The following is a 21,804-nucleotide window of genomic DNA, read 5'->3' on the forward strand; positions in this document are numbered from 1 at the left end:
ACCGCCTGGCTCGGGTCGACCGTGACGGTGGGGGCTTCCTCGACCTGGACCTCCAGGTTGAAGAGGAAGCCGACGGCCTCCTCCTTGATGCCCTCCATCATCTGGTTGAACATGTCGAAGCCCTCGCGCTGGTACTCGACCACCGGGTCGCGCTGGGCGTACGCCCGCAGGCTGATGCCTTCCTGCAGGTAGTCCATCTCGTACAGGTGCTCGCGCCACTTGCGGTCGATCACCGCGAGCAGGACCTGGCGCTCGAGTTCGCGGACCGCGTCCTCGCCGAGCTCTTCCTCGCGGGCCGCGTACGCCGCCTGGGCGTCCTTCTTCAGCTCCTCGATCAGGTATTCCTGGTCCAGGGTGCTGCGCTCGCCACCGCTGTTCTCCACCAGGTCGTCGATGGTGACGCTGACCGGGTAGAGGCGCTTGAGGCTGACCCAGAGCTGGTCGAGGTCCCAGTCCTCGGCGTAGCCGTCGGACGTGGCCGCGCGGACATAGTCCTCGATCACGTCGTCGATCATGTGCTGGGCCTGGTCGTGCATGTCCTCGCCGTCGAGCACGCGCTTGCGCTCGGCGTAGATGACCATGCGCTGCTTGTTCAGCACCTCGTCGTACTTGAGGACGTTCTTGCGGATCTCCGCGTTCTGGCCCTCGATCTGGGTCTGGGCGCTGCGGATCTGCCGGGTGACCATCTTCGACTCGATGGGCACGTCCTCGGGGATGTTGAAGCGGTCCATGACCGCCTCGACCGCACCCGCGCGGAACCGCTTCATCAGGTCGTCCTGCAGCGACAGGTAGAACCGGGACTCGCCCGGGTCGCCCTGACGGCCGGAGCGGCCGCGGAGCTGGTTGTCGATGCGGCGCGAGTCGTGCCGCTCGGTGCCCAGGACGTACAGGCCGCCGGCCGCGGTGACCTCGGCGGCCTCGGCCTCGCAGGCTTCCTTCCAGGCCGGCAGCACCTCTTCGAGGGCCTTGGCGTACTCCTCCGCGTCCTCGACCGGGTCGAGGCCGCGCTGGCGCAGCTCGCTCGCGGCGAGGAACTCGGGGTTGCCGCCGAGCAGGATGTCGGTGCCGCGGCCGGCCATGTTGGTGGCCACCGTGACGCCGCCCTTGCGGCCGGCCTGCGCGATGATCGTGGCTTCCTGCGCGTGGAACTTGGCGTTCAGCACGCTGTGCGGGATGCCGCGCTTGCGCAGCAGCGTCGAGAGGATCTCGGAATTCTCCACCGAGACCGTGCCGACCAGCACCGGCTGCCCGGTCGCGTGACGCTCGGCGATGTCCTCGATGACCGCGTTGAACTTGGCCTTCTCGGTCTTGTAGATGACGTCCGGGTGATCGATGCGGATCATCGGGCGGTGCGTCGGGATGGACACGACGCCGACCTTGTAGACCTGGTTGAACTCGCCGGCCTCGGTCTGCGCCGTACCGGTCATGCCGCCGAGCTTGTTGTAGAGCCGGAAATAGTTCTGCAGCGTGATGGTCGCCAGGGTCTGGTTCTCCTGCTTGACCTCGACGCCCTCCTTGGCCTCGATGGCCTGGTGCATGCCCTCGTTGTAGCGGCGGCCGTGCAGGATGCGACCGGTGAACTCGTCGACGATCAGGACCTCGCCGTTCTCGTCGACGATGTAGTCCTTGTCCTTGCGGTACAGCTCCTTGGCCTTGATGGCGTTGTTGAGGTAACCGACCAGCGGGGTGTTCACCGACTCGTACAGGTTGTCGATGCCGAGGCGGTCCTCGACCCGGGCGACGCCGCGCTCGGTGACCGCGACGGTGCGCTTGGCCTCGTCGACCTCGTAGTCGCCCTCGCCGTCCTTGCCCTTCTGCAGGCGGGCCACCAGGGCGGCGAACTCGCCGTACCAGCGGGCGGAGTGCTCGCCGGGGCCGGAGATGATCAGCGGGGTGCGGGCCTCGTCGATGAGGATGGAGTCCACCTCGTCGACGATGGCGAAGTTGTGGCCCCGCTGGACCAGCTCGGCCGCCGACCACGCCATGTTGTCGCGCAGGTAGTCGAAGCCGAACTCGTTGTTGGTGCCGTACGTGATGTCGCACTCGTAGGCGGCCCGGTGCTCGGCGGCCGGCCTGTTCGGCAGGATCACGCCGACGGTCAGGCCGAGGAAGACGTGCACCCGGCCGACCCACCCGGCGTCGCGCTGGGCGAGGTAGTCGTTGACCGTGATGATGTGCACGCCCTCGCCGCTCAGCGCGTTGAGGTACGCCGGGAAGACGCCGGTCAGCGTCTTGCCCTCACCGGTCTTCATCTCCGGGATGTTGCCGAAGTGCAGCGCGGCGCCGCCCATGAGCTGGACGTCGAAGGCACGCTGCCCCAGCACCCGCCGGGCACCCTCACGGGCCACCGCGAACGCCTCCACCAGCAGCGAGTCGAGCGACTCGCCGTCGGCGACGCGCTCCTTGAACTGCTCGGTGCACTCGCGCAACTCGTCATCGGTGAGGTCGGTGTAGTCGTCCTCGATCGAGTTGACCGCGTTTGCGATCGACTTGAGCCGTCGCACCATGCGGCCTTCGCCGGCGCGCAGGAATTTTTCCAAAATCGACACGGGTCAACGCTCCCCTAGACGGTCTGCCGAACCATCGTAGGCGTCTTGTCTGGGTGACCGTGACCCGAGCCTCCGGTTAACTTCACAAAGACGGCGAAACAGGGCGACAAGTTCGCTGACAGCGCATCAGGACGGCCCGCTGCAACCTTTTGGCGGGCCAGGGCGTGTCGGGGCACGATGTCGGCGTGGAAACGGTCCGGATCCGTACCGACGAACTGCTCCTGCGCCCCCGGCTCACCGAGGACGCGGCACTGCACCTGGGCGTGTTCGACGACGACGGGCTGGCCGGCAGCGTGGCGCTCACCGGGATCGACCGCGCCGCCGGCACGGCCGCCCTCGGCTACTGGACGGAGCCCCGGGCGCGCGGCCGCCGGGTCGCCGAGCGCGCCGGCCGGGCCCTGCTGCGGTGGGCCTTCGGGGCGGGCCTGGGCCTGGCCCGGGTCGACTGGCGGGCCACGGTCGGCAACCACCCCGCCCGGCTGACGGCGCTGCGGCTCGGCTTCACGATGATCGGTGAGCAGCCCGGCGCCGGGCCGGGCGCACCGGACGAATGGCTGGCCGCCCTGCTCCCGGGCGACCTCACGGCCGCGGGCACGGACGTCCCCGATCCGGTACGCCGGGCAGCCCGCACGTTCGCCGGGGCCCACCCGACGCTGCCCGCCGGAGTGGTCACCCTGCGCCCGCCGGCCCGTCGCGACATCCCGGGCATCGTCGAGTGCCGCTCGGACCCGGAGACCGCGCGCTGGTTCGGGGTGCCGCAGCCGTACACGCGCGAGGACGCCCGCACGCACGTGGACCGCAACGTCCCCCGCCGGTGGGCCCGGGGTGTCGAGGCGGTCTTCGCCGTCGCCGACGCCGCGGACGCGTACGTCGGGTCGGTGGATCTGCGGATCCGGCCCGGCGACGCCGGGGTGGGTGAGATCGGTTTCGCGATCGCGCCGCGCTCCCGCGGGCGCGGTCACGCGGGTGCCGCGGTGCGCGAGATCTGCCGGTGGGGCTTCGCCGGCCTGGGCCTGAGCCGGATCGAGTGGCGCGCCGAGGTCGGCAACGATGCGTCACGCCGGGTGGCGGAGAAGGCAGGCTTCACGGTCGAGGGTGTGTTGCGGCAGGCCCTGCGGACCGGCGGCGGACGGCGCGACTGCTGGGTGGGCTCGCTGGTGGAAGGTGACTCGGCATGATCGTGGCAACCCTGGCGGGACCCGGCGTCCGGCTGCGCGGCCTGGCCCTGCGCGACGTCGACGACCTGGTGGCCGGCTACGCCGATCCGGTGCTGCAGCGCTTCATGCCACCGTTGCCGGTCCCCTTCACCCACGCCCAGGCCCGGGAGTACGTCAGCGACGTGGCGCCGGGCATGTTCGCCGACGGCGGGGGCCTCTGGGCCATCGCCGACCCGGTCACCGACCGGCTGCTGGGCGGGATCGGGCTGGACAAGGTCGTCCCGCACCGGGGTCAGTGCGAGGTGGGCTACTGGGTCGGCCCGTGGGCACGCGGGCGGGGCGTCGCGGCGGCGGCGGTGCGGACGCTGACCGAGCACGCGTTCCACACCGGCATGGCCCGCATCGAACTGCTCACCCACCGGGAGAACGCGCCCAGCCAGCGGGTCGCGCTCGCGGCCGGGTTCCGGCCGGAGGGGGTACGCCGCGCGGTGCTGCCCAACCGCGACGGCGGGCGCGACGACCTGCTCGCCTTCGCCCGGCTGGCCGGCGACGAGCCCGGACCGACCGACCGGCTGCTGCCCGATCTCCCGGGTGACGAGCTCAGCGACGGCGTGGTGACGCTGCGCCCGCTGGCTCCCGGCGACGCCCGCTTCTACGCCGAGCTGCACAACGTGCCGGACGTCGTGGCCACCAGCGTGCCGCCGGTTCCGCCCACCGACCGGGACGTGACCCGGCGGTGCGCCTGGGCGGCCGCGCACTGGCTCGCCGGTGAGCGCGCGGACATGGTCATCGTGGACGCCGCCACCGGCTGCGACGCGGGTGAGATCGGGTTGTACTACCAGGAGCCGAGCACCGGGCAGGCGATGCTCGGGTACAGCATGCTGCCCGCCTGGCGGGGACGCGGCTACCCCACCCGGGCGGTGCAGCTGGTGTCGTTGTGGGCCTTCGCCGAGACGGGTGTCGCCCGGCTGATCGCGGGTGCCCTGCCGGCCAATCTGGCCTCGCAGCGGGTGCTGGAGAAGGCGGGCTTCAAACGGGAGGCGTACCTGCGCTCCCGGCTGCCGGGCACGGCCGGCCGGCGCAGCGACGACGTGCAGTTCGCGCTGCTGGCGGAGGATCTGCTGGCGGACGTGGCGCGCCTCGACGGCTGACGCACGGGATCGCCGCACGCCAGCCGGAGGGCTTCTCCTCAGCTCAGGCCGTTGCTTCCAGGCTGAGAATGCCGTAGTCGTACCCTCGGCGCCGGTACACGACGCTGGGCCGGCCGCTCTCCTTGTCGTGGAACAGATAGAAATCGTGACCGACGAGCTCCATCTGGAAGAGAGCGTCGTCGACGGTCATCGGATCGGCGGGGTGTTCCTTCTCCCGCACGATGCGCCAGGGCTGATTGTCCTCGTGCTCGGTGAGGTCGGTCGCGACCGTCGACTCGTCGTGCTGCGGCGTCAGACTCGGCAGGTCGGTGGGGAGCTTGGCGGTGGCTTCGGCGACGGATACCGGCGCGTGCCGTCCGCGGTGCACTCGGCGACGGTCCGCGGCGCGGCGCAAGCGGCCGTCGAGCTTGTTGAAAGCCATGTCCAGCGCGGCGTAGAAGTCCTTGGCGCACGCTTCGGCGCGGATCACCGGCCCCCTGGTCACCACGGTGATCTCGACGCGCTGGCAGATGTCTGCCTGCCGGGGATTGCGCTCGTGGAAGAGCTCCACGTCGACTCTGATGAGCTTCTGGTCGTAGCGTTCGATCTTCGACAGTTTGTCGGCGACATGTTCCCGGTAGTGATCGGGAACCTCTACGTTGCGGCCCTTGACGACAATGTCCACTCGTGACCTCCCCCAACGTTACGTTCCTGCGGGCGCCCTGCGACGGGGTGCCGGGGGCGCCGTACTGCGACGCGGTGTGCCGACTGCGATGCTGCCCGGGATCTTGGAGCGAACCCACGCAAATCACCGGATCGGCTTACGAGGACGCTCCTTTCCGGTGCGGCGGGCCGGGCCCCTGACGAGGCGGGCTGTCGGCTTGGCTCCGGTGGCGGGTAAGTCGTGGACGCTTACCCTCGTCACCAAGACGCTAACCTGCCGACGCCCGCCCGTCACCCCTCGTTCGGGGAACGGACCTGGTGACTTTCGGCCCTGGCGAGCCGGCGGTGGGCGCCCGGACCCGGATCGGGCCCCGGCCGGTGCGCAGCCTGGTGGCCGCCACCACCGCGGCCCCGGTGACCTGCATGTCCGCCTCCCGGAGGCGACTCGCGACCGCGGCCAGCGTGGCCCCGGTCGTCACGATGTCGTCGACCACTATCAGCGTGCCTCTCATCGTCGGCCCGCGTCGCGGAATCCGGATCCGCGACTCGCTGATTCGCAGCGAACTCTCAGCCGCCGCCACCCGGCCGGCCGCGTCCAGTGACGCAGAGTCCGGTCGCGGCAGTGCCCGCAGCGGCCGCAGGACGTCAGCGTTCCAACCGGCCGCGCGCAGCCGCCGTACGGTGTGTGCGGCCAATCGCGCCATGTGATCGCCGTGGCGTTCGCGCGCGGCGGCCGCGGTCGACGGGACGGGGATCAGCCGTACCGGCGTGTGCCGGCCGGCGCCACCCCGCCGGGCGGCCTCGGCGACCGCCACGGCGAGCAGCGACCCCAGCGGCCGGGCGAGCCGGTGCCGGCCCTTCTCCTTGTACGCCAGCAGCACACCCCGCAACGGCCCCGCGTACGGCCCGACAGCGGTGCAGAACGGTCCCGGGTGGTGGTGGCACCGGAGCGGTCGGATAGGGCGTCAGGGCCTCCAGGGACGCCACGCAGCCGGCGCACACCCCGAAGCGCAGGGGCACCCGCTCGGCCCCGCAGCCGGCACAGGCACCCGGCAGCACCAGGTCGGCCAGGTCGGCACCCAGCCGGGACAACCGTGGCATCGGCATACCGGTCCGCTCAGCGCAGGAAGAACGGCGCCGTGGGTTTGACCCCGTTCGGCGGGTTCGGCACCGCGACGGCGAGGTCCTGCACCGTGATCCGGACCGGGTCGGACAGCACGTCGAAGGCGTCCCCGTTGGCCACGTAGGCGATCGTGTCGGAGCTGTCCGTGCCGCTGACCGGGCGGGCCGGGTACGCCGTCAGGTAGCTAACGCTCTCCGTACCGATGTCGGCTAGCCGCTGGGAGACGAAGGAACCGTCGATGGTCATCTCGAAGATGGCCACCCGGTTCTTGTCGGCCCGGGCCCCGGCCACCGTCAGCCAGGTCTCGCTGCTCCAGTCGACCGCACTGACCTGCCTCAACGGCGCGGTGAGGATCTGCTCCGCCGACAGCATCCGCACGCCGGCCCCGCCGGTGGACAGCGCCGCGACGAAGAGCCGGCCCCGCGAGACCAGGGCGACGCGCCGGCCGTCGGGCGCGACCGCCACCGTCGAGATGCCGTCGCCGGCGCCGTCGACCCTGGTCAACGGGGAGCCGTCGGAGGTGAAGCTGTAGAGCCGGCCGCCGATCGTGAGCAGGCCGATGGCCGGCACGTCGGGCTCGGCCGAGGTGATCGCCCAGACCGGCTGGCCGGTCGTGCCCTTCGGCAGCCTGACCCGGGTCAGGGCGACCTGCCCGTCGGCGGCACCGGAACCCACCCGCAGTTCCTCGCGGCCGCCGGAGTTGACCACCAGAGCGGCGAATCGGCGCGCGCCGGACCCGGCCAGCCCCGCCGCCCGGACGAAACGGTTGTCCTCCGGGCGCAGCAGGGGAACCGGATCGGAGCCGTTCGGCGAGCCGGCCATCCGGCGGACCTGACCGTTGTAGACCAGGAACCGCTCCGGGGTGGCGGGCAGCACGTACGCCGCATTGCTCGTGAAGTAGTCGGTGCCGGTGTACTCGATGCTGTTCTGGTTGCCGACCTTGAGCTCAAGGGTGGACCACTGGCCAGACCGCAGCGACCACATGAGCTGGCGCCGGAGCCGCTCCAGCTTGGCCGGGTCGTCGGGCGGGCGCACCGCCTGGCCGCTGAGGTTGATCTGCAGCTTCTGGTCGCTGGGGGCCGGCACGTTGCCGTCCAGCATGGTGCCCTCGGGCAGCGGCTCCACGGCGTTGCCGAGCGAGGGTGACGGCCCGGCGATCAGCCATTTGATGATCTCGTTGGGCTGCTGCTCCGACGGCAGGTCACGGGGCAGGTACCGCACGTCGGGGACCAGGCTGGTGTAATCGTGGTTCCAGAAGTAGAGCTTGCGCCGTTCGTAGAAATCGTCCAGGGCGTCGTCGGAGATCAGCAGCACGTCGGGCGCCTTGGTGACGAACAGCCCGCTCTGAGCGGCCGCACTCGACACGGTGAAGCTGTACTCCTGTGCGGAGCCGTCCGCGGCCGGATCGAGGATGCCGTTGGGGTTGAGCACACCGACCGTCTGGGCGCGCAGCCGCACATCGACACTGCCGGGGTTGACCAGCGGGGTATCGACGAGGTGGATGACTCTCACCTCGGCAGCTGCCGGCTTGAACGACGAGGCCGCCGTGGACGAGAGGAACTGCTTCACGCGTTCCATCGCGGTGTTCGGGTCGCCGGCCGCCGCCTCCAGGTAGTGGCGCACGAAGGTGGACGGATCCGAGCTGGCCAGCCGGTCGTTCCGGGTGGGGGCGACGTCCCCACCGGTCGAGACGCCGGTGGAGGGTCCCGGCCCGACCCGCTGCACCTCGGTGCTGTCCGGGATGCCGCAGCCGCCGGCCAGCAGCGCGGCCACCAGCGGAGCAGCCAGGACCATGCGCAGCCGCCCGGTCACCGGACCACCTCGGCGGTCTCGGCGGGCTCGTCGGTGATCTCGTCGGCGGCGGCCGGCGCCGCCGCGATCGCCGGCGGCACCGCGTCCACCGCGCGGTCCCGCGGGATCAGCGGCAGCGGCGCGGCGACCAGGCGGTCGCCGGTGCGCACCGGCACGGTGAGCCGGAACTGCGCGCCGCCGCCCGGCTCGCCCCACGCCTCCAGCCAGCCGCCGTGCAGCCGGGCATCCTCGACGGAGATGGACAGGCCCAGCCCGGTGCCGCCGGTCTGCCGGGCCCGGGACGGGTCGGCCCGCCAGAACCTGTTGAACACCAGGCGCTCCTCCCCCGGTTTGAGACCGACGCCGTGGTCGCGCACGGTGACCGCGACGGCGGCCTCGTCGGTGGCCAGCGTGACCTCCACCGGCCGGCCCTCGCCGTGCTCGACGGCGTTGCCGACCAGGTTGCGCAGCACCCGCTCGATGCGGCGGGGGTCGACCTCGGCGATGACCGGGGTCTCCGGCAGCCGCAGCTCGATGCTGACGCCGACCCGCTCGGCCAGCCCGGCGAGGCGCTCCGCGACCCGCTCGACGATCGGCACCAGATCGCTGTGCTCGGCGTCGAGGGCGGCGAAGCCCGCGTCGAACCGGCTGATCTCCAGCAGGTCGGTGAGCAGGCTCTCGAAGCGGTCCAGCTCCGCCTGCAGCAGCTCGGCGCTGCGGGCCACCGCCGGGTCGAACTCCTCGCGCTCGGAGAAGATCAGGTCGGCGGCCATCCGGACGGTGGTCAGCGGGGTGCGCAGCTCGTGCGACACGTCGGAGGTGAACCGCCGCTGCAGCCGGGACATCTCCTCCAGCCGGACGATCTGGCGCTGCAGGTTGGCCGCCATCTGGTTGAAGGAGGCGGCCAGCAGGGCCAGGTCGTCCTCGCCGTCGACCCGCATGCGCTGGTCGAGCAGGCCGGCCGAGAGCCGCTGGGCGGTACGGGCGGCGACCCGCACCGGCGTGACGACCATCCGGGTGACCAGCCAGGCCACGATGCCCAGCAGGATGACCAGGGCCAGGCCGGTGACCAGGACGGTGGTGCGGATCTGGTTGGCCGCCCGGTCCTCGGTGGTCAGCGGCACGAGGTAGTAGAGCTCGACGTGGCCGAAGCTGGTGGGCACCGGGGAGCCGTACACCAGGTATTTGGTCCGGGTCCCGGCCACCTCGAGGGTGCGGATCTGCTGGGCCACCTGTTCGGACTCGGCCACCTCGCGCACCATCTCGCGGGTGATCAGCGGCTCGGTCTCGACCGTGATCGAGGAGTCCGGCTTGATCTCGGGGATGGTGTCGGCCCGCAGCGAGACGATCGCGCCGCCGCTCTCGGTGGAGTCGCCGTCGGCGAGCCGGTCGACCGTGGCGATGATGGTCGCCGGCAGCTCCTGGTCGCGCACCTGACGGTGGACGGAGAGCTGTTGGTAGGCGTACCTCACCTTGCCCTCCATCTGCGCCTGGACCTCGTCCTCGGCGCGGTCCAGCAGGATCTGGGTGCTGCGGTCGGCGATGAACCAGCCGAAGCCGCCGACCAGCAGGCTGGAGGTCACCAGGGTCAGGGTCACCACGCGCAGGTGCAGCGAGCGGCGCCAGGCGCGGCGGGCGGGGGCGGACAGCCGGCGGCCGTGGCGCACGCCGATACGCCATTGCCGCCGCACCACCCTCAGGGTGCGGCGGACGGGCATCGGAAGCCAGGCGGGAGCATGCATCTCGGGGGCAAGGTTAGCCCCTTCCGGCTCTTATCCGGTCCCCGCCTTGTACCCGACACCACGGACCGTAAGGATGATCTCCGGGCGCTCCGGGTCCGGCTCGATCTTTGCGCGCAGCCGCTGGACGTGCACGTTGACCAGGCGGGTGTCGGCCGCGTGCCGGTAGCCCCAGACCTGCTCGAGCAGCACCTCGCGGGTGAAGACCTGGCGCGGCTTGCGGGCCAGGGCGACCAGCAGGTCGAACTCGAGCGGCGTCAGCTTCACCTCGTCGCCGTCGCGGGAGACGGTGTGCGCCGGCACGTCGATGGTGATCTGGTTGCCGGGCGGCCCGATGGTGAGCATCTCGGGCGCGGCGTCCTCGCCCCGGCGCAACCGGGCGCGCATCCGCGCGACCAGCTCCTTGGGCTTGAACGGCTTGACCACATAGTCGTCGGCGCCGGACTCGAGGCCGAGCACCACGTCGACCGTGTCGCTCTTGGCGGTCAGCATGACGATCGGGATGCCGGACTCCGTGCGGATCGCCCGCGCCACGTCGATGCCGCTCATACCGGGCAGCATCAGGTCGAGCAGGACGATGTCGGGCCGGCTCTCCCGGAACGCCGCCAGTGCGCGCTCACCGTCGGCGACGAAGGAGGGCAGGAAACCTTCGCTGCGCAGGACGATGCCGAGCATCTCGGCCAGCGCTGGGTCGTCATCGACGACGAGTACCCGGGCTCTCATGCGATCCAATATTGCACTGTCCCCTTCAAGCCCGTGTGACCGCCCGGCGATCATGCCCCGGCGACGCTGCTGATCATGGCCCGCCCGCGCCCGAAAATCCAGGCTATGAGAAGAGCGCGCGGCCCCAGAAGTCCACCGGACCGGTCACGCCCGGCGGGCAGGCGAACAGCGCCTGGGAGACCGGCTTGAGGTACTCGTTCATCTCGTCCGAGCGCGACAGGCTGCGCTGGATCGGCACGAACTGCTTGCGGGGGTCACGCTGGTACGCGACGAAGAACAGGCCCGCGTCGAGCCGCCCGAGTCCGTCCGAGCCGTCCACGAAGTTGTAGCCACGGCGCAGCAGCCGGGCACCGCCGTTCGTGTTCGGGTGGGCCAGCCGGACGTGCGAGTTCACGGCCAGCACCGGTTCGCCGTCGGCACCACGGGCGTCCAGGTCCGGCTCCTCGAACTCGCCGGTCTTGCCCAGCGGCGCGCCGGAGCCCTTGCGCCGGCCGACGATCATCTCCTGCTCGGCCAGCGAGGACCGGTCCCAGGTCTCGACGATCATCCGGATCTTGCGGCTCACCAGGTACGACCCGCCGGTCATCCACTCGGGCCCGTCGCCCGGCTGCACCCACAGGTGCTCGCGCAGCAGCTCGGTCTCCTCGAGCTTGAGGTTGGAGGTGCCGTCCTTGAAACCGAACAGGTTGCGCGGCGTCGCCTGCGTGGTGGACGTGGACGACGTACGCCCGAAGCCCAGCTGCGACCAGCGCACGCTGACCACGCCCATGCCGATCCGGGCCAGGTTGCGGATCGCGTGCACGGCCACCTGCGGGTCGTTGGCGCACGCCTGCACGCACAGGTCGCCACCGGAGATGGCTTCGTCCAGCCGGTCACCGGCGAAGTGCGGCAGGTCGGCCAGCGCTTCGGGGCGCCGGGCGGCGATGCCGAAACGGTCCTTGCCGGTGGCGTCGCGGAACAGCGTCGGGCCGAACCCGACCGTGATGGTCAGCGCCGAGGGCGGCAGCCCGAGGGCCTCGCCGGTGTCGTCCGGCGGCGCCTCGGGGATGCCGCCGACCGCGCCGATCTCGCCGGCGTCGCGCCCGGCGGTCATCCGGGCCGCGGCGGTGGTCCAGTCCTTGAGCATGCCGACCAGCCGCTCGCGGTCCTTGGTGATGACGTCGAACGCGACGAAGTGCAGCCGGTCCTGGGCGGGGGTGACGATGCCGGCCTGATGCTCGCCGGTGAACCCGACCGCGCCCTCGACCGGGTGCGGCTCCTCGGCGGACGCGCCCTTGACCAGGGCACCACCGACGGCGGCGGCGCCGGCGACCCCGGCCACGCCGACGCCGGCGAGCGCGATGGCCCGCCGGCGCGAAACGATGCTGTCCGACATCGGGTCTCCCTACTTCTTCGAGACGACCGCGGCAACCTTGCTGATCGGCTCGGCGAGCGCGTTGATCGCGTCGGAGAGACCCTTCAGGTCGGCCTCGCTGAGGGTGTTGTGCAGCTTCCAGCCGTCGCCGTCGCGGTACTTCGCCAGCGTGGTGTCCACGTTGGCGAACTCCGCGTCGAGGGTCTTGACCAGCGCGGGGTCACGCTCTTCGAGGACCGGGCGCAGCGAGGCGATGGCGGCCTTGGAACCCTCGATGTTGGCGTTGAAGTCCCACAGGTCGGTGTGCGAGTAGCGGTCCTCCTCGCCGGTGATCTTGCCGGTGGCGACCTCGTCCAGCAGCGCCTTGGCCCCGTTGGCCAGCTGCAGCGGGGAGAGCTTCTCGGCGTTGGCCTTGGCGACGATCTCCTTCACGTCGGCCAGCAGCTGATCGGCGATCGGCCCGTCCTGGGAGACGTCCGGCTTGGCCGCCCACAGGTCCTTCTCGAGGCGGTGGAAGCCGGTGAACTCCATGCCCTCCTCGATGACCTCCTCGCGACCGTCGATCTTCGGGTCGAGGTCACCGAAGATCTCCGCGACCGGCTCGATGCGCTCCCAGTACGTACGGGTCACCGGGAACAGCGCCTTGGCCTTGTCGACCTCGCCGGCCTTGACCGCGGCCACGAACTCCTCGGTCCTGGGCAGCAGCGCCGCGGTCTGGCTCCGGACGTAGCGCGAGTAGCTGGCGGTCGCGTCGGCGAGCTTGGCATCGTCGGTCAGCGGGGCGGCCGAGCCGGAGACGGTCAGCGCGGCCCGGATGCCCTTGCCGATCATGCCGGGCTTGCAGGCGGTCTCGTACGAGCCGGCCGGCAGCTCCACGTGCAGCTCACGGGTGAGGCCGGGCGCGATGTTCTCCACCTCGCCCATGACCCGGTCGCCCGGGGCGTACACGTAGAACTCGGTGACCTTGTTGCCGCCGTTGGTGACGGTGAAGACGCTGGTGCCGGCGTCGGTCTGGTTCCGGGCGACCTCGCAGGCCGTGTCGGAGGCCTTGACGGTGATCGGCCCGCCCGCGGCACCGGCGGCGGTGTCGTCGGCCTTGTCGCCGCCGCACGCGGCCAGGGCGCCGCCGAGGACGCCGACCGCGGCGAGCGCGAGGATTCGGGTGGTACGCATGGGCGGGGCTTCTCCTACTGCTGCGGCGCGGGCGCCGGGGTGGGTTCGGGGGTGACGGCCGGCGCCTTCTTGCGCGCCGGCCGGAGGAAGAGCACGAGCACCGGGATGCCGTACGCGGCCCAGGCGACCGTCTCGAGCACCGACGCGGTCGGGGTGAGGTTGAACATGCCGCTGAGCAGGGCGGTGTACCACGCCGAGGGGTCGAGAACGCCGCTGATGTCGTACGCCAGGTTGTTCAGCCCCGGCAGCACGTTGGCCTCCTGGAAGTCGTGCACGCCGTACTTGAGGATGCCGGCGGCGACCAGGATGAGCAGGGCACCCGTCCAGGTGAAGAAGACCGAGAGGTTGATCCGGACCGCGGTCGCGTACATCAGGTAGCCGATGACCACCGCGGAGGCGATGCCGGCCAGCAGCGCGTAGAGCGGGCGGCTGTTGTCGGCGGCGCCCTGCACGGCGGAGTAGAAGATCAGCGAGGTCTCAAGGCCCTCGCGGACGACGGCCAGGAACGCCATCACGGCCACCGCGATCGAGCCGACCTCCAGCGCGTCCTGCAGCTTGCCGCGCAGCTCACCGGCGATCGAGCGGGCGGCCTTACGCATCCAGAAGATCATCCAGGTCACGAAGACCACGGCCAGGATCGAGGTGACCGCCTCGAACAGCTCGCGGTGTTCGTACTTCTGCAGCAGAGTGGTCGAGGTGTAGCTGAGCAGCCAGCCGAAGAAGACGGACAGTGCCACGGCGAGCCCGACGCCGGCCCATACCTGGACGAGCCGGTCCTTGCGGTCGGACTTCACCAGGAACGCGATGAGGATGCTGACCACCAGGGTGGCTTCCAACCCCTCACGCAGGCCGATGAGGTAGGTGGCGAGCATGGCACTCCGTTGCTGAGGCATCCCTAAGTAAGGCTCGGCATACCTTAGTCACGGGCGAACCGCATGCGTCAAGCTGAGCCGCTATCAGGCCGGTCACACGTCAGGGCGGCCTCCCTGCGGGGAAGACCGCCCTGCTCAGGAGATCAGCGGTCGAACCGGCCCGCGCGGACGCCGGCGAGGAAGTCGGCCCAGTCCCGGGTCCCGAATTCCAGGACCGGCCCGGCGACGTCCTTGGAGTCCCGGACGAACACCGCGGCGGCGGCCGAGGCGATCTCGACACAATGCCCGGCGGCGGCGCTACGGGAGCTCTTTCGCCAGGTCAAGCCTTGGTTCTGCAATGTCATGCCCTTCCGCGGATGAATACTCGCCTCGGGTAACGCCCCGCTGCTACCTCAGGCCATGCCCCGTTCGAGCGATCAGTTCCCGAGTCTCGTCCACCGGCAGCGCCCGGCGCCGCAGATCGGCGAAAGCCTCGCGGTAGACCCGCACGTCCGAGTGCTTCGTGCGCAACTGGCCCCCGACCAGGTCCTCGCTGTGCACGACCGGGGCCCGCTCGGAGTCCCCGAATTCGAAGATGACGAACGTCTCGCCCAGCGCGGCGTGGGCTCCGGCCGCGAACGGCAGCACGTGCAGCTCGACGCCGGGCCGCTGACTGGCGTCGTGGAGCCGCTGTACCTGGCGCCGCAGCACGTCCCGGCCGCCGACCTCGCGGTGCAGGGCCGACTCGTCGAGGACCACGCAGAGCCGTGGCGGCGGGTCGCGGGTGAGCACGCTCTGCCGGGCCATGCGCAGGGCGGTCCGCTGCTGCACCGTCTCCGGATCGTGCAGGTCGGCACCCACTTCGATGACCGCGTGGGCGTACTCGTCGGTCTGCAGCAGGCCCGGCACCACCTGCGCCTCCCACTCGCAGATGGCGACGGCCTCGGCCTCGAACGCCACGTACTCGCCGTAGGGCTCGGCGACCGACGAGCGGTAGGGCGCCCACCACACCCGGGCCCGGCCGCGCCGGGCCAGCTCCCGCAGGCGGGACTGCTCGCCCTGCGTACACGCGTAGAGCCGGAGCAGGCGTTCGAGGTCCGCCTCGCTGATCCCGGTCCGGGCCGTCTCGATCCGGCTCAGCTTGGACTCGGACCAGCCGAGCACGGCCGCGACCTCGGCGCCCCGGCGCTCACCACGCAGCCGGCGCAGCTCGTCACCGAGCTCCCGGCGTGCGGCCATCGATGTCGGCCTCGCCACGCGACCCACCGTACCGGTGACTTACTGCAACTTGCACGACACCTTCTGCACTTGCAGGCGGGCCGGAACCGTGTCGTAATGAGAGAGGAAGGCAGACTTTGGTGCGGGTCGCCGGGCGGGAGGCAGCGCACCGGGCCGCGGGGTCCCTTGCGGTCACCTGCGGGCCGCCTGCGGGGGCGGCCGGCAGACAGGGAAGCGGACCGGTGGCGGCAACCGCCGGTTCGCTTTTCCACGAACCGGCGGTCCTCACCTCAGTAGCGGTAGTGGTCCGGCTTGTACGGGCCCTCGACCGCGACGCCCAGGTAGGACGCCTGCTCCTTGGTCAGCTCGGTGATCTTGACCCCGAGCGCGCCCAGGTGCAGCCGGGCGACCTTCTCGTCCAGGTGCTTGGGCAGCACGTAGACGCCGACCGGGTATTCGTCGGTCTTGGTGAACAGCTCGATCTGGGCGATCGTCTGGTTCGAGAAGCTGTTGCTCATCACGAACGACGGATGCCCGGTCGCGTTGCCCAGATTCAGCAGGCGACCCTCGGAGAGCACGATCACCGAGTGCCCGTCGGCGAACTTCCACTCGTCGACCTGGGGCTTGATATTGATGCGCTGCACGTCCGGGCGCCGGGCCAGACCGGCCATGTCGATCTCGTTGTCGAAGTGGCCGATGTTGCCCACGATGGCCTGGTGCTTCATCCGGGCCATGTGCTCGTTGGTGATCACGTTGAAGCAGCCGGTCGCGGTGATGAAGATGTCGGCCGTCCCGACCACGTCCTCCATGGTCGCGACCTGGTAGCCGTCCATCGCCGCCTGCAGCGCGCAGATCGGGTCGACCTCGGTCACGACGACCCGGGCGCCCTGACCGCGCAGCGACTCGGCGCAGCCCTTGCCGACGTCGCCGTAGCCGAAGACCACCGCCACCTTGCCGCCGATGAGCACGTCGGTGGCCCGGTTGATGCCGTCGATCAGCGAGTGCCGGCAGCCGTACCTGTTGTCGAACTTGCTCTTGGTGACCGAGTCGTTGACGTTGATCGCCGGGAACAGCAGCGTGCCCTGCTGCTGCATCTCGTAGAGACGGTGCACCCCGGTGGTGGTCTCCTCGGTGACGCCCTTGATGCTCGCGGCGATCCGGGTCCAGCGCCGGTCGTCCTCCCGCAGTGACCGGGCGAGCACGCCCAGGATCACCGCGTACTCCTCCGAGTCGGCGGCGTCCGGGGACGGCACCGTGCCGAGCTTCTCGAACTCGGCACCCTTGTGCACCAGCAGCGTGGCGTCACCGCCGTCGTCGAGGATCATGTTCGGGCCCTCGCCGTCCGGCCAGAGCAGCACCTGCTCGGTGCACCACCAGTACTCCTCGAGCGTCTCGCCCTTCCAGGCGTAGACCGGCACCCCGGCCGGGGCCTCGGGGGTGCCCTCCGGACCGACCACGATCGCGGCGGCGGCGTGGTCCTGGGTCGAGAAGATGTTGCAGGAGGCCCAACGGACCTCGGCACCCAGCGCGGTCAGCGTCTCGATGAGGACCGCGGTCTGGATCGTCATGTGCAGGGAACCAGTCACCCGCGCGCCCCGCAGCGGCCGGCTGGGGCCGTACTCCTCGCGCAACGACATCAGGCCGGGCATCTCGTGCTCGGCCAGCTCGATCTCCTTGCGGCCGAAGGCGGCGAGCGAGAGGTCCGCGACCTTGTAGTCGCCCTCGGCGACGGTCTTCGGGCGCTGCCCGCCGGCGGCGGCGGGGAGTGTGCTGGTCATCCAAGCTCCTCCGAAATCGGGGGTCAAGGCAGCCGTCAACTTTACGCCGGCGGCCACGGATCGCCGGATCCTTTCCGGTACGCGCCGGGAGCCGGCACCCGCAGCACCGGGTCGACCGGCACCCGGGCCGGTCGGCGTGGCGCCGCGCCCGTCTCCCGGCCGCCGGGAGGATCTTCCTGCAGGACCCGTCGCGTGATCCCCGCACAGCGAACGGGGCGACGGATCCGAAGATCCGCCGCCCCGTTCATCCCCCCGGTTTGGTACCGCGCGCGTCCGTGGGACCCCCCGATCACCAATGACGCTGCGTGTTTATAGCTTCACACTCCGCACACAACATGTCAAGCAAATCGGGAAATTTCGGGTCGAATCCTTAAGTCATAGTCTTGGCAGCACGTGACGGCGCGTCATCGAGGCGGTCCTGGAGCAGCTGCCCCGGCCAGGCGGGGGCGTTCTCCCGGGCGACTTCGAAGGGCGTGACCCGCTGGAATCCCTGGCGCTCGTAGTAGCGGATCAGCGCCTGATCATCGCCGGCGTAGCAGTCCACCCGGAGCAGGACCACCCCCCGGGCCCGGCCCAGCTGCCGGGCATGGTCCAGCAGCAGCCCGCCGACGTTGTGTCCCGGGTGGTCGCGATCGGTGACCAGGAGATTCACGTACAGCTCGGGCTCCGGAGCCGACGGGACGTAGGCGGGCGTGTCGCCCACCGTCAGCGCACCCACCGGCTGCCCGCCGAGGTACGCCAGGAACAGGTTGCCGGCCCGGGCCGCGTCGCTGGTCGAGGCGTGGAGCTGGGGCCTGGCCGAGAGCGGCTCCGTGCCCCACTGACCGGGCCGGCCCCGCGCCACGAGCCAGCGGACCGCCTTGTCGAGCAACCCCAGCACGATCGGCACGTCCGCGACGGTGCCCGGGCGGATATCGATGTTCTCAGCACTACCCATGCGAGAAATCCTCGCAGAGCCCCGGACCGGGCGCCGCGAGCGCGCACGGGTCAGGAGGCGACGGCCGCCACGAAGACCTCGCCGACGCCGGCCACCGTGGCCGGACCCGTCTCGGCCGGGACGTAGGCCGCCGTTCCGGGCGTCACCTCAACCGGAGTGCCGTCCACCGCCTCGGCCACGAACACGTCGCCGCGGACGCCCAGGACGATGCGCGGCCCCTCCCCCGGCAGGCTCACCGGCGGACCGGCCGGGGTGAGCTCCAGCCGGTAGAGCGCGAACTCGCGCACCGGCACCGGCCACGTCTGCACGCCCGGCGCGACCTGTGTCGCCGGCAGGATCGGGTCGGCCAGGACCTCGAAGCGCAGCACCCGCAGCAACTCGTCGACGTCCACCCGCTTCGGCGTCAGCCCGCCGCGCAGGACGTTGTCGCTGGCCGCCATGATCTCGACGCCGGTGCCGCTCAGATAGGCGTGCAGGTTGCCGGCCGGCATGTAGATCGCCTCGCCCGGCGCCAGGCGGACCTGGTTGAGCAACAGGGCGACCAGCACACCCGGGTCGTCCGGGTAGCGGCCGGCGAGGTCGGCCGCCAGGGTGTAGCTCCGGGCGTACTCGCCGGAGGCGCGGGCCGCGGTGAGCACGTCCGCGATCAGCGCTGTGCGGTCGTCAGCCGGCCAGGTCAGCAGCTCGCGGACGGCGTCGCGCAGACCGGCCGGGCCGGCCCGCAGCGCGGCGATCACGGGAGCCAGGCGCATGATGCCCAGCCCTTCGAGCACCGCCGCGGACACGTCCGGGGCCCGGAAGCCGCAGAGCGCGTCGAACGGCGTGAGCGCGACCAGCATCTCCGGCTTGTGGTACGCGTCCGTGTAGTTGCGCGGTGCCTGCGGGTCGGCCTCCTGAGCCGCGTACGCCTGCTTCGCGTACTCGGCGTCCGGGTGGGCCTGCAGGGACAGCGGCGCCTCGGCCGCCAGCACCTTCATCAGGTACGGCAGCCGGGCGCCGAACTCGTCGACGACCTCCGCGCCCAGCTGACCCTTGGGGTCGTCGCCGATCAGCGCGGCCAGGCTCACCGGGCCGTCCGGGCCGGTCACCGTGGACGGGTCACCCGGATGGGCGCCCAGCCACAGCTCCGCCTCGGGGGCGTCGGTGGGCGCCGGCCGGCCCTGCAGCTCGGCCAGCGCGTTCCGGGAGCCCCAGGCGTACGGCCGGATGACGCCCCGCAGTGGAAGAACAGCAGCCACAGCCGCCCCGTTTCGTGAAGAGTTACGCCGTAGCGGATTCCGAGCCGACGGCGTCCGCCGCGGCCTGCGGGTCATAGATGTCGGGCTCGACGTAGATGACCCGGGCGACCGGCACCGCCTCGCGGATCCGGCTCTCGGTCTCGTTGATGTGCTGAGCCACGCCCGCCGCGCTCTCCGACTCCGGCACCGCGATCTTCACGGCCACCAGGAGCTCGTCGGGGCCCAGGTAGAGCGTCTTCATGTGGATGAGGCGCTCGATGCCCCGGCCGGCCAGGACGGCCTGCTCGATCTTCGTGACGTCCTCGGGGTTCGCACCCTCGCCCAGCAGCAGGCTCTTGGTCTCCACGGCCAGGATGAAGGCGATGGCCACCAGCAGCAGGCCGATCATGCCGGTGCCGACGGCGTCCCAGAGGCCGTCGCCGGTGATCAGGGTCAGCACCACGCCGAACAACGCGAAGACCAGGCCGAGCAGCGCGCCCGCGTCCTCGAGCAGCACGACCGGCAGCTCGGGCGCCTTGGCCCGGCGGACGAACTTGACCCAGGAGGTCGTGCCGCGCACGCGGTTGGACTCCACGATCGCGGTCCGGAACGAGAAGCTCTCCAGCCCGATCGCCACGACCAGCACCACCACCGGCACCCAGTGCCAGCTGTGGATGCCCTCGCGCTCGTGGAACTTGTGGTACGCCTCGTAGAGCGCGAACAGGCCACCGACGCTGAACAGCACGATGGCGACGATGAACGCGTAGACGTAGCGCTCGCGGCCGTACCCGAAGGGGTGTTCCGCGGTCGCCGCGCGCTTGGCGCGCTTGCCGCCGAGCAGCAGCAGGGCCTGGTTGCCGGAGTCGGCGACGGAGTGGATCGCCTCGGCGAGCATCGACGACGAGCCGGTCAGCAGCCAGGCGACGAACTTGGTGGTCGCGATGCCCAGGTTGGCGGCCAGCGCCGCGATGATCGCCTTGTTGCCGCCGCTGGCACTCACTGGAGTCCCTCCGGCAACGGGTTGCTCAGCTCCTTCATCTCGTTGATGGCCGGCACGGCCATCGGGTCCAGGCCGTGGGCCAGGGCCAGATAGATCGAGGCGAAGTCGGGGACCGCGACCAGCGAGGCCAGTCGCTCCAGGGCCGAGCCGCCCTCGGCGGTGACCACGTCACAGCGCACCCCACGGCGTTCCGCGAGGGTCTGCACCGCGTCCGCGCGGCGCTCCTCGACGGCCACCGGCTCGTCGGCCTCGTCCTCGGGGTTGAGACCGCCGTCGCGCAGCACCACCAGCCGCAGCCGGGTGCTGAGCTCCGCCAGCTCGTCGGGGTCGGCGAAGATGTCCCGCGACGACTCGGCCAGGCCACCGAACGGCCCGTCGAGCAGGCCGACCCGGCCACGGCCGGCCTCACCGAGCGCACCGGCCATCACCGGATAGCGGGCGTTGGCGGCCAGGGTGTCGGCGAACCGGCGGGCGGCCACCGTGGCCAGCGGCGATGAGCCCCACACGATCGGGATCGAGCCGGCCAGGCCCAGGGCCAGCGACTTCGCCGGGTTCACGAAGGACTCGGCGCCGGCGCGGCAGCGCTCGGCGTCGGCGTCCAGGCGGGCGGCGGTCTCGGCCAGATCGGCCTCGTTGACCTTGACCAGGCCCAGGCTGCGGGCGGCCAGCAGCACCGGCACGGCCAGGCCCCAGAGGCTGGCCCGGGCCGGGGCACGCCGCGGCACCGGGATGAACGGCGCCCGGGCCCGCTCGGCCATGGCCTGCAGCTCGGAGTCCGGGTTACCGATCGCGACCAGGCGCGCACCGCGGCGGGCGGCGGCGTCCGCGGCAGCCAGCGCCTCGGGGCTGCGGCCGCTGGCCGAGACGGCGATGACCACGTCGGCCGCGCCGACCCAGCCGGGGACCCCGGCGCTGCGGTGCCCGATGACCGGCACCGGGCAGCGCGGGCCCGCGACGGTGGCCAGGATGTCACCGGTCAGGCCGGCGGTGCCGATGCCGGCGACGACGACCGCGCGGGGGCGGCCCTCGTCGGCGAGCACGCCCAGGTTGGCCTCGGCGGCCAGGGCCGCCGACTCCCGGACCTGGGCGCCGGCGGACGCGGTGGCCCGCAGCATGCCGCCCGGGTCGTTCTCGAGCATGGTCTTCTCGTCGGAGAGCAGCGACTCGTCCGCCACCCGGCGGCCGGTCAGGCCGGCTCCCTCGAACGGGCCCGCCATCAGGAAGCCTTCCCCTCGGTGATCGCCTCGTCCAGGAGGAGAACCGGGATGTCGTCACGCACCGGGAAGACACGGCCGCACTCGGTGCAGGTCAACGTCTGCGCGCCGGCGTCGTACTCCAGCGGCGCGTGGTGTGTGTCCGGGCAGGCCAGAATCTCCAGCAACTGCGGGTCGAGGGCCACCG

17 protein-coding genes and 2 pseudogenes are annotated in these 21,804 nt (G+C 71.4%); 2 read left to right on the forward strand and 17 right to left on the reverse strand.

Annotated elements, in window-relative coordinates; genetic code table 11:
* Nucleotides 1–28: 28 nt before the first annotated feature.
* A pseudogene (gene secA / locus Aau02nite_RS00825) lies at nucleotides 29–2,549 on the reverse strand (preprotein translocase subunit SecA); the annotation flags it as partial.
* A 185-nt stretch (nucleotides 2,550–2,734) separates the two neighbouring features.
* Here secA and Aau02nite_RS00830 point away from each other — a divergent pair.
* Together Aau02nite_RS00830 and Aau02nite_RS00835 are read left to right on the forward strand one after the other, a co-directional pair.
* The gene (locus Aau02nite_RS00830; protein ID WP_212986333.1) at nucleotides 2,735–3,727 is read left to right on the forward strand and encodes a GNAT family N-acetyltransferase; all 993 of its coding nucleotides are present in this window, start codon (nucleotides 2,735–2,737) and stop codon (nucleotides 3,725–3,727) included.
* Complete coding sequence (locus tag Aau02nite_RS00835) at nucleotides 3,724–4,857, forward strand: GNAT family N-acetyltransferase (protein ID WP_212986334.1); 1,134 nt, start codon at nucleotides 3,724–3,726, stop codon at nucleotides 4,855–4,857. The genes Aau02nite_RS00830 and Aau02nite_RS00835 overlap by 4 nt, the downstream gene beginning before the upstream one ends.
* 43 nt (nucleotides 4,858–4,900) lie before the next feature.
* On the opposite strand, the gene hpf is transcribed toward Aau02nite_RS00835, so the two are convergent.
* From hpf to Aau02nite_RS00915, 16 genes and pseudogenes are all read right to left on the reverse strand, one after another.
* Nucleotides 4,901–5,521 carry a ribosome hibernation-promoting factor, HPF/YfiA family gene (gene hpf, locus Aau02nite_RS00840; RefSeq protein ID WP_212986335.1) on the reverse strand — a complete coding sequence of 207 codons (621 nt, stop codon included), beginning with the start codon at nucleotides 5,519–5,521 and terminating at the stop codon, nucleotides 4,901–4,903.
* 247 nt (nucleotides 5,522–5,768) lie between these two features.
* Nucleotides 5,769–6,600: pseudogene (locus tag Aau02nite_RS00845) on the reverse strand (ComF family protein).
* Between the two features lie 16 nt (nucleotides 6,601–6,616).
* Nucleotides 6,617–8,434 (reverse strand): LpqB family beta-propeller domain-containing protein, encoded by a 1,818-nt coding sequence (locus Aau02nite_RS00850; protein WP_212986336.1) that lies wholly within the window; start codon nucleotides 8,432–8,434, stop codon nucleotides 6,617–6,619.
* Nucleotides 8,431–10,131, reverse strand: coding sequence for an MtrAB system histidine kinase MtrB (mtrB, locus tag Aau02nite_RS00855; RefSeq protein ID WP_212986337.1), 1,701 nt, complete (start codon nucleotides 10,129–10,131; stop codon nucleotides 8,431–8,433). Before mtrB ends, Aau02nite_RS00850 begins: the two co-directional genes overlap by 4 nt.
* Before the next feature lie 54 nt (nucleotides 10,132–10,185).
* The gene (mtrA, locus tag Aau02nite_RS00860; RefSeq protein WP_212986338.1) at nucleotides 10,186–10,875 is read right to left on the reverse strand and encodes an MtrAB system response regulator MtrA; all 690 of its coding nucleotides are present in this window, start codon (nucleotides 10,873–10,875) and stop codon (nucleotides 10,186–10,188) included.
* A 103-nt stretch (nucleotides 10,876–10,978) separates the two neighbouring features.
* A complete protein-coding gene (efeB, locus tag Aau02nite_RS00865; protein ID WP_212986339.1) occupies nucleotides 10,979–12,250 on the reverse strand; it encodes an iron uptake transporter deferrochelatase/peroxidase subunit in 1,272 nt (423 codons plus the stop codon).
* Nucleotides 12,251–12,259: 9 nt separating this feature from the next.
* Nucleotides 12,260–13,402, reverse strand: a complete 1,143-nt coding sequence (gene efeO, locus Aau02nite_RS00870; RefSeq protein ID WP_212986340.1) for an iron uptake system protein EfeO — start codon at nucleotides 13,400–13,402, stop codon at nucleotides 12,260–12,262.
* A gap of 14 nt (nucleotides 13,403–13,416) precedes the next feature.
* Nucleotides 13,417–14,274, reverse strand: a complete 858-nt coding sequence (gene efeU, locus Aau02nite_RS00875) for an iron uptake transporter permease EfeU (protein WP_212986341.1) — start codon at nucleotides 14,272–14,274, stop codon at nucleotides 13,417–13,419.
* Between the two features lie 143 nt (nucleotides 14,275–14,417).
* Entirely contained in the window at nucleotides 14,418–14,618 is a 201-nt protein-coding gene (locus tag Aau02nite_RS00880) for a DUF397 domain-containing protein (protein WP_212986342.1), read from the reverse strand.
* Between the two features lie 43 nt (nucleotides 14,619–14,661).
* Nucleotides 14,662–15,510: a helix-turn-helix domain-containing protein gene (locus Aau02nite_RS00885; protein ID WP_246594804.1), complete on the reverse strand. Its 849-nt coding sequence runs from the start codon at nucleotides 15,508–15,510 to the stop codon at nucleotides 14,662–14,664.
* Nucleotides 15,511–15,761: 251 nt separating this feature from the next.
* On the reverse strand, nucleotides 15,762–17,249 hold the full coding sequence (gene ahcY / locus Aau02nite_RS00890) for an adenosylhomocysteinase (RefSeq protein WP_212986343.1): 1,488 nt from the start codon (nucleotides 17,247–17,249) through the stop codon (nucleotides 15,762–15,764).
* A gap of 370 nt (nucleotides 17,250–17,619) precedes the next feature.
* A complete protein-coding gene (locus Aau02nite_RS00895) occupies nucleotides 17,620–18,186 on the reverse strand; it encodes a GNAT family N-acetyltransferase (RefSeq protein ID WP_212986344.1) in 567 nt (188 codons plus the stop codon).
* A 50-nt stretch (nucleotides 18,187–18,236) separates the two neighbouring features.
* Nucleotides 18,237–19,424 (reverse strand): mannose-6-phosphate isomerase, class I, encoded by a 1,188-nt coding sequence (gene manA, locus Aau02nite_RS00900; RefSeq protein ID WP_246594805.1) that lies wholly within the window; start codon nucleotides 19,422–19,424, stop codon nucleotides 18,237–18,239.
* Nucleotides 19,425–19,446: 22 nt separating this feature from the next.
* The gene (locus tag Aau02nite_RS00905; RefSeq protein WP_212986346.1) at nucleotides 19,447–20,403 is read right to left on the reverse strand and encodes a cation diffusion facilitator family transporter; all 957 of its coding nucleotides are present in this window, start codon (nucleotides 20,401–20,403) and stop codon (nucleotides 19,447–19,449) included.
* Nucleotides 20,400–21,620, reverse strand: coding sequence for an SIS domain-containing protein (locus Aau02nite_RS00910; protein ID WP_212986347.1), 1,221 nt, complete (start codon nucleotides 21,618–21,620; stop codon nucleotides 20,400–20,402). The genes Aau02nite_RS00905 and Aau02nite_RS00910 overlap by 4 nt, the downstream gene beginning before the upstream one ends.
* The gene (locus tag Aau02nite_RS00915; RefSeq protein ID WP_212986348.1) at nucleotides 21,620–21,802 is read right to left on the reverse strand and encodes a Trm112 family protein; all 183 of its coding nucleotides are present in this window, start codon (nucleotides 21,800–21,802) and stop codon (nucleotides 21,620–21,622) included. Before Aau02nite_RS00915 ends, Aau02nite_RS00910 begins: the two co-directional genes overlap by 1 nt.
* Nucleotides 21,803–21,804 lie beyond the last annotated feature (2 nt).

The sequence above is a fragment of the Actinoplanes auranticolor genome (assembly GCF_018332655.1).
Classification (GTDB): Bacteria; Actinomycetota; Actinomycetes; order Mycobacteriales; family Micromonosporaceae; genus Actinoplanes; species Actinoplanes auranticolor.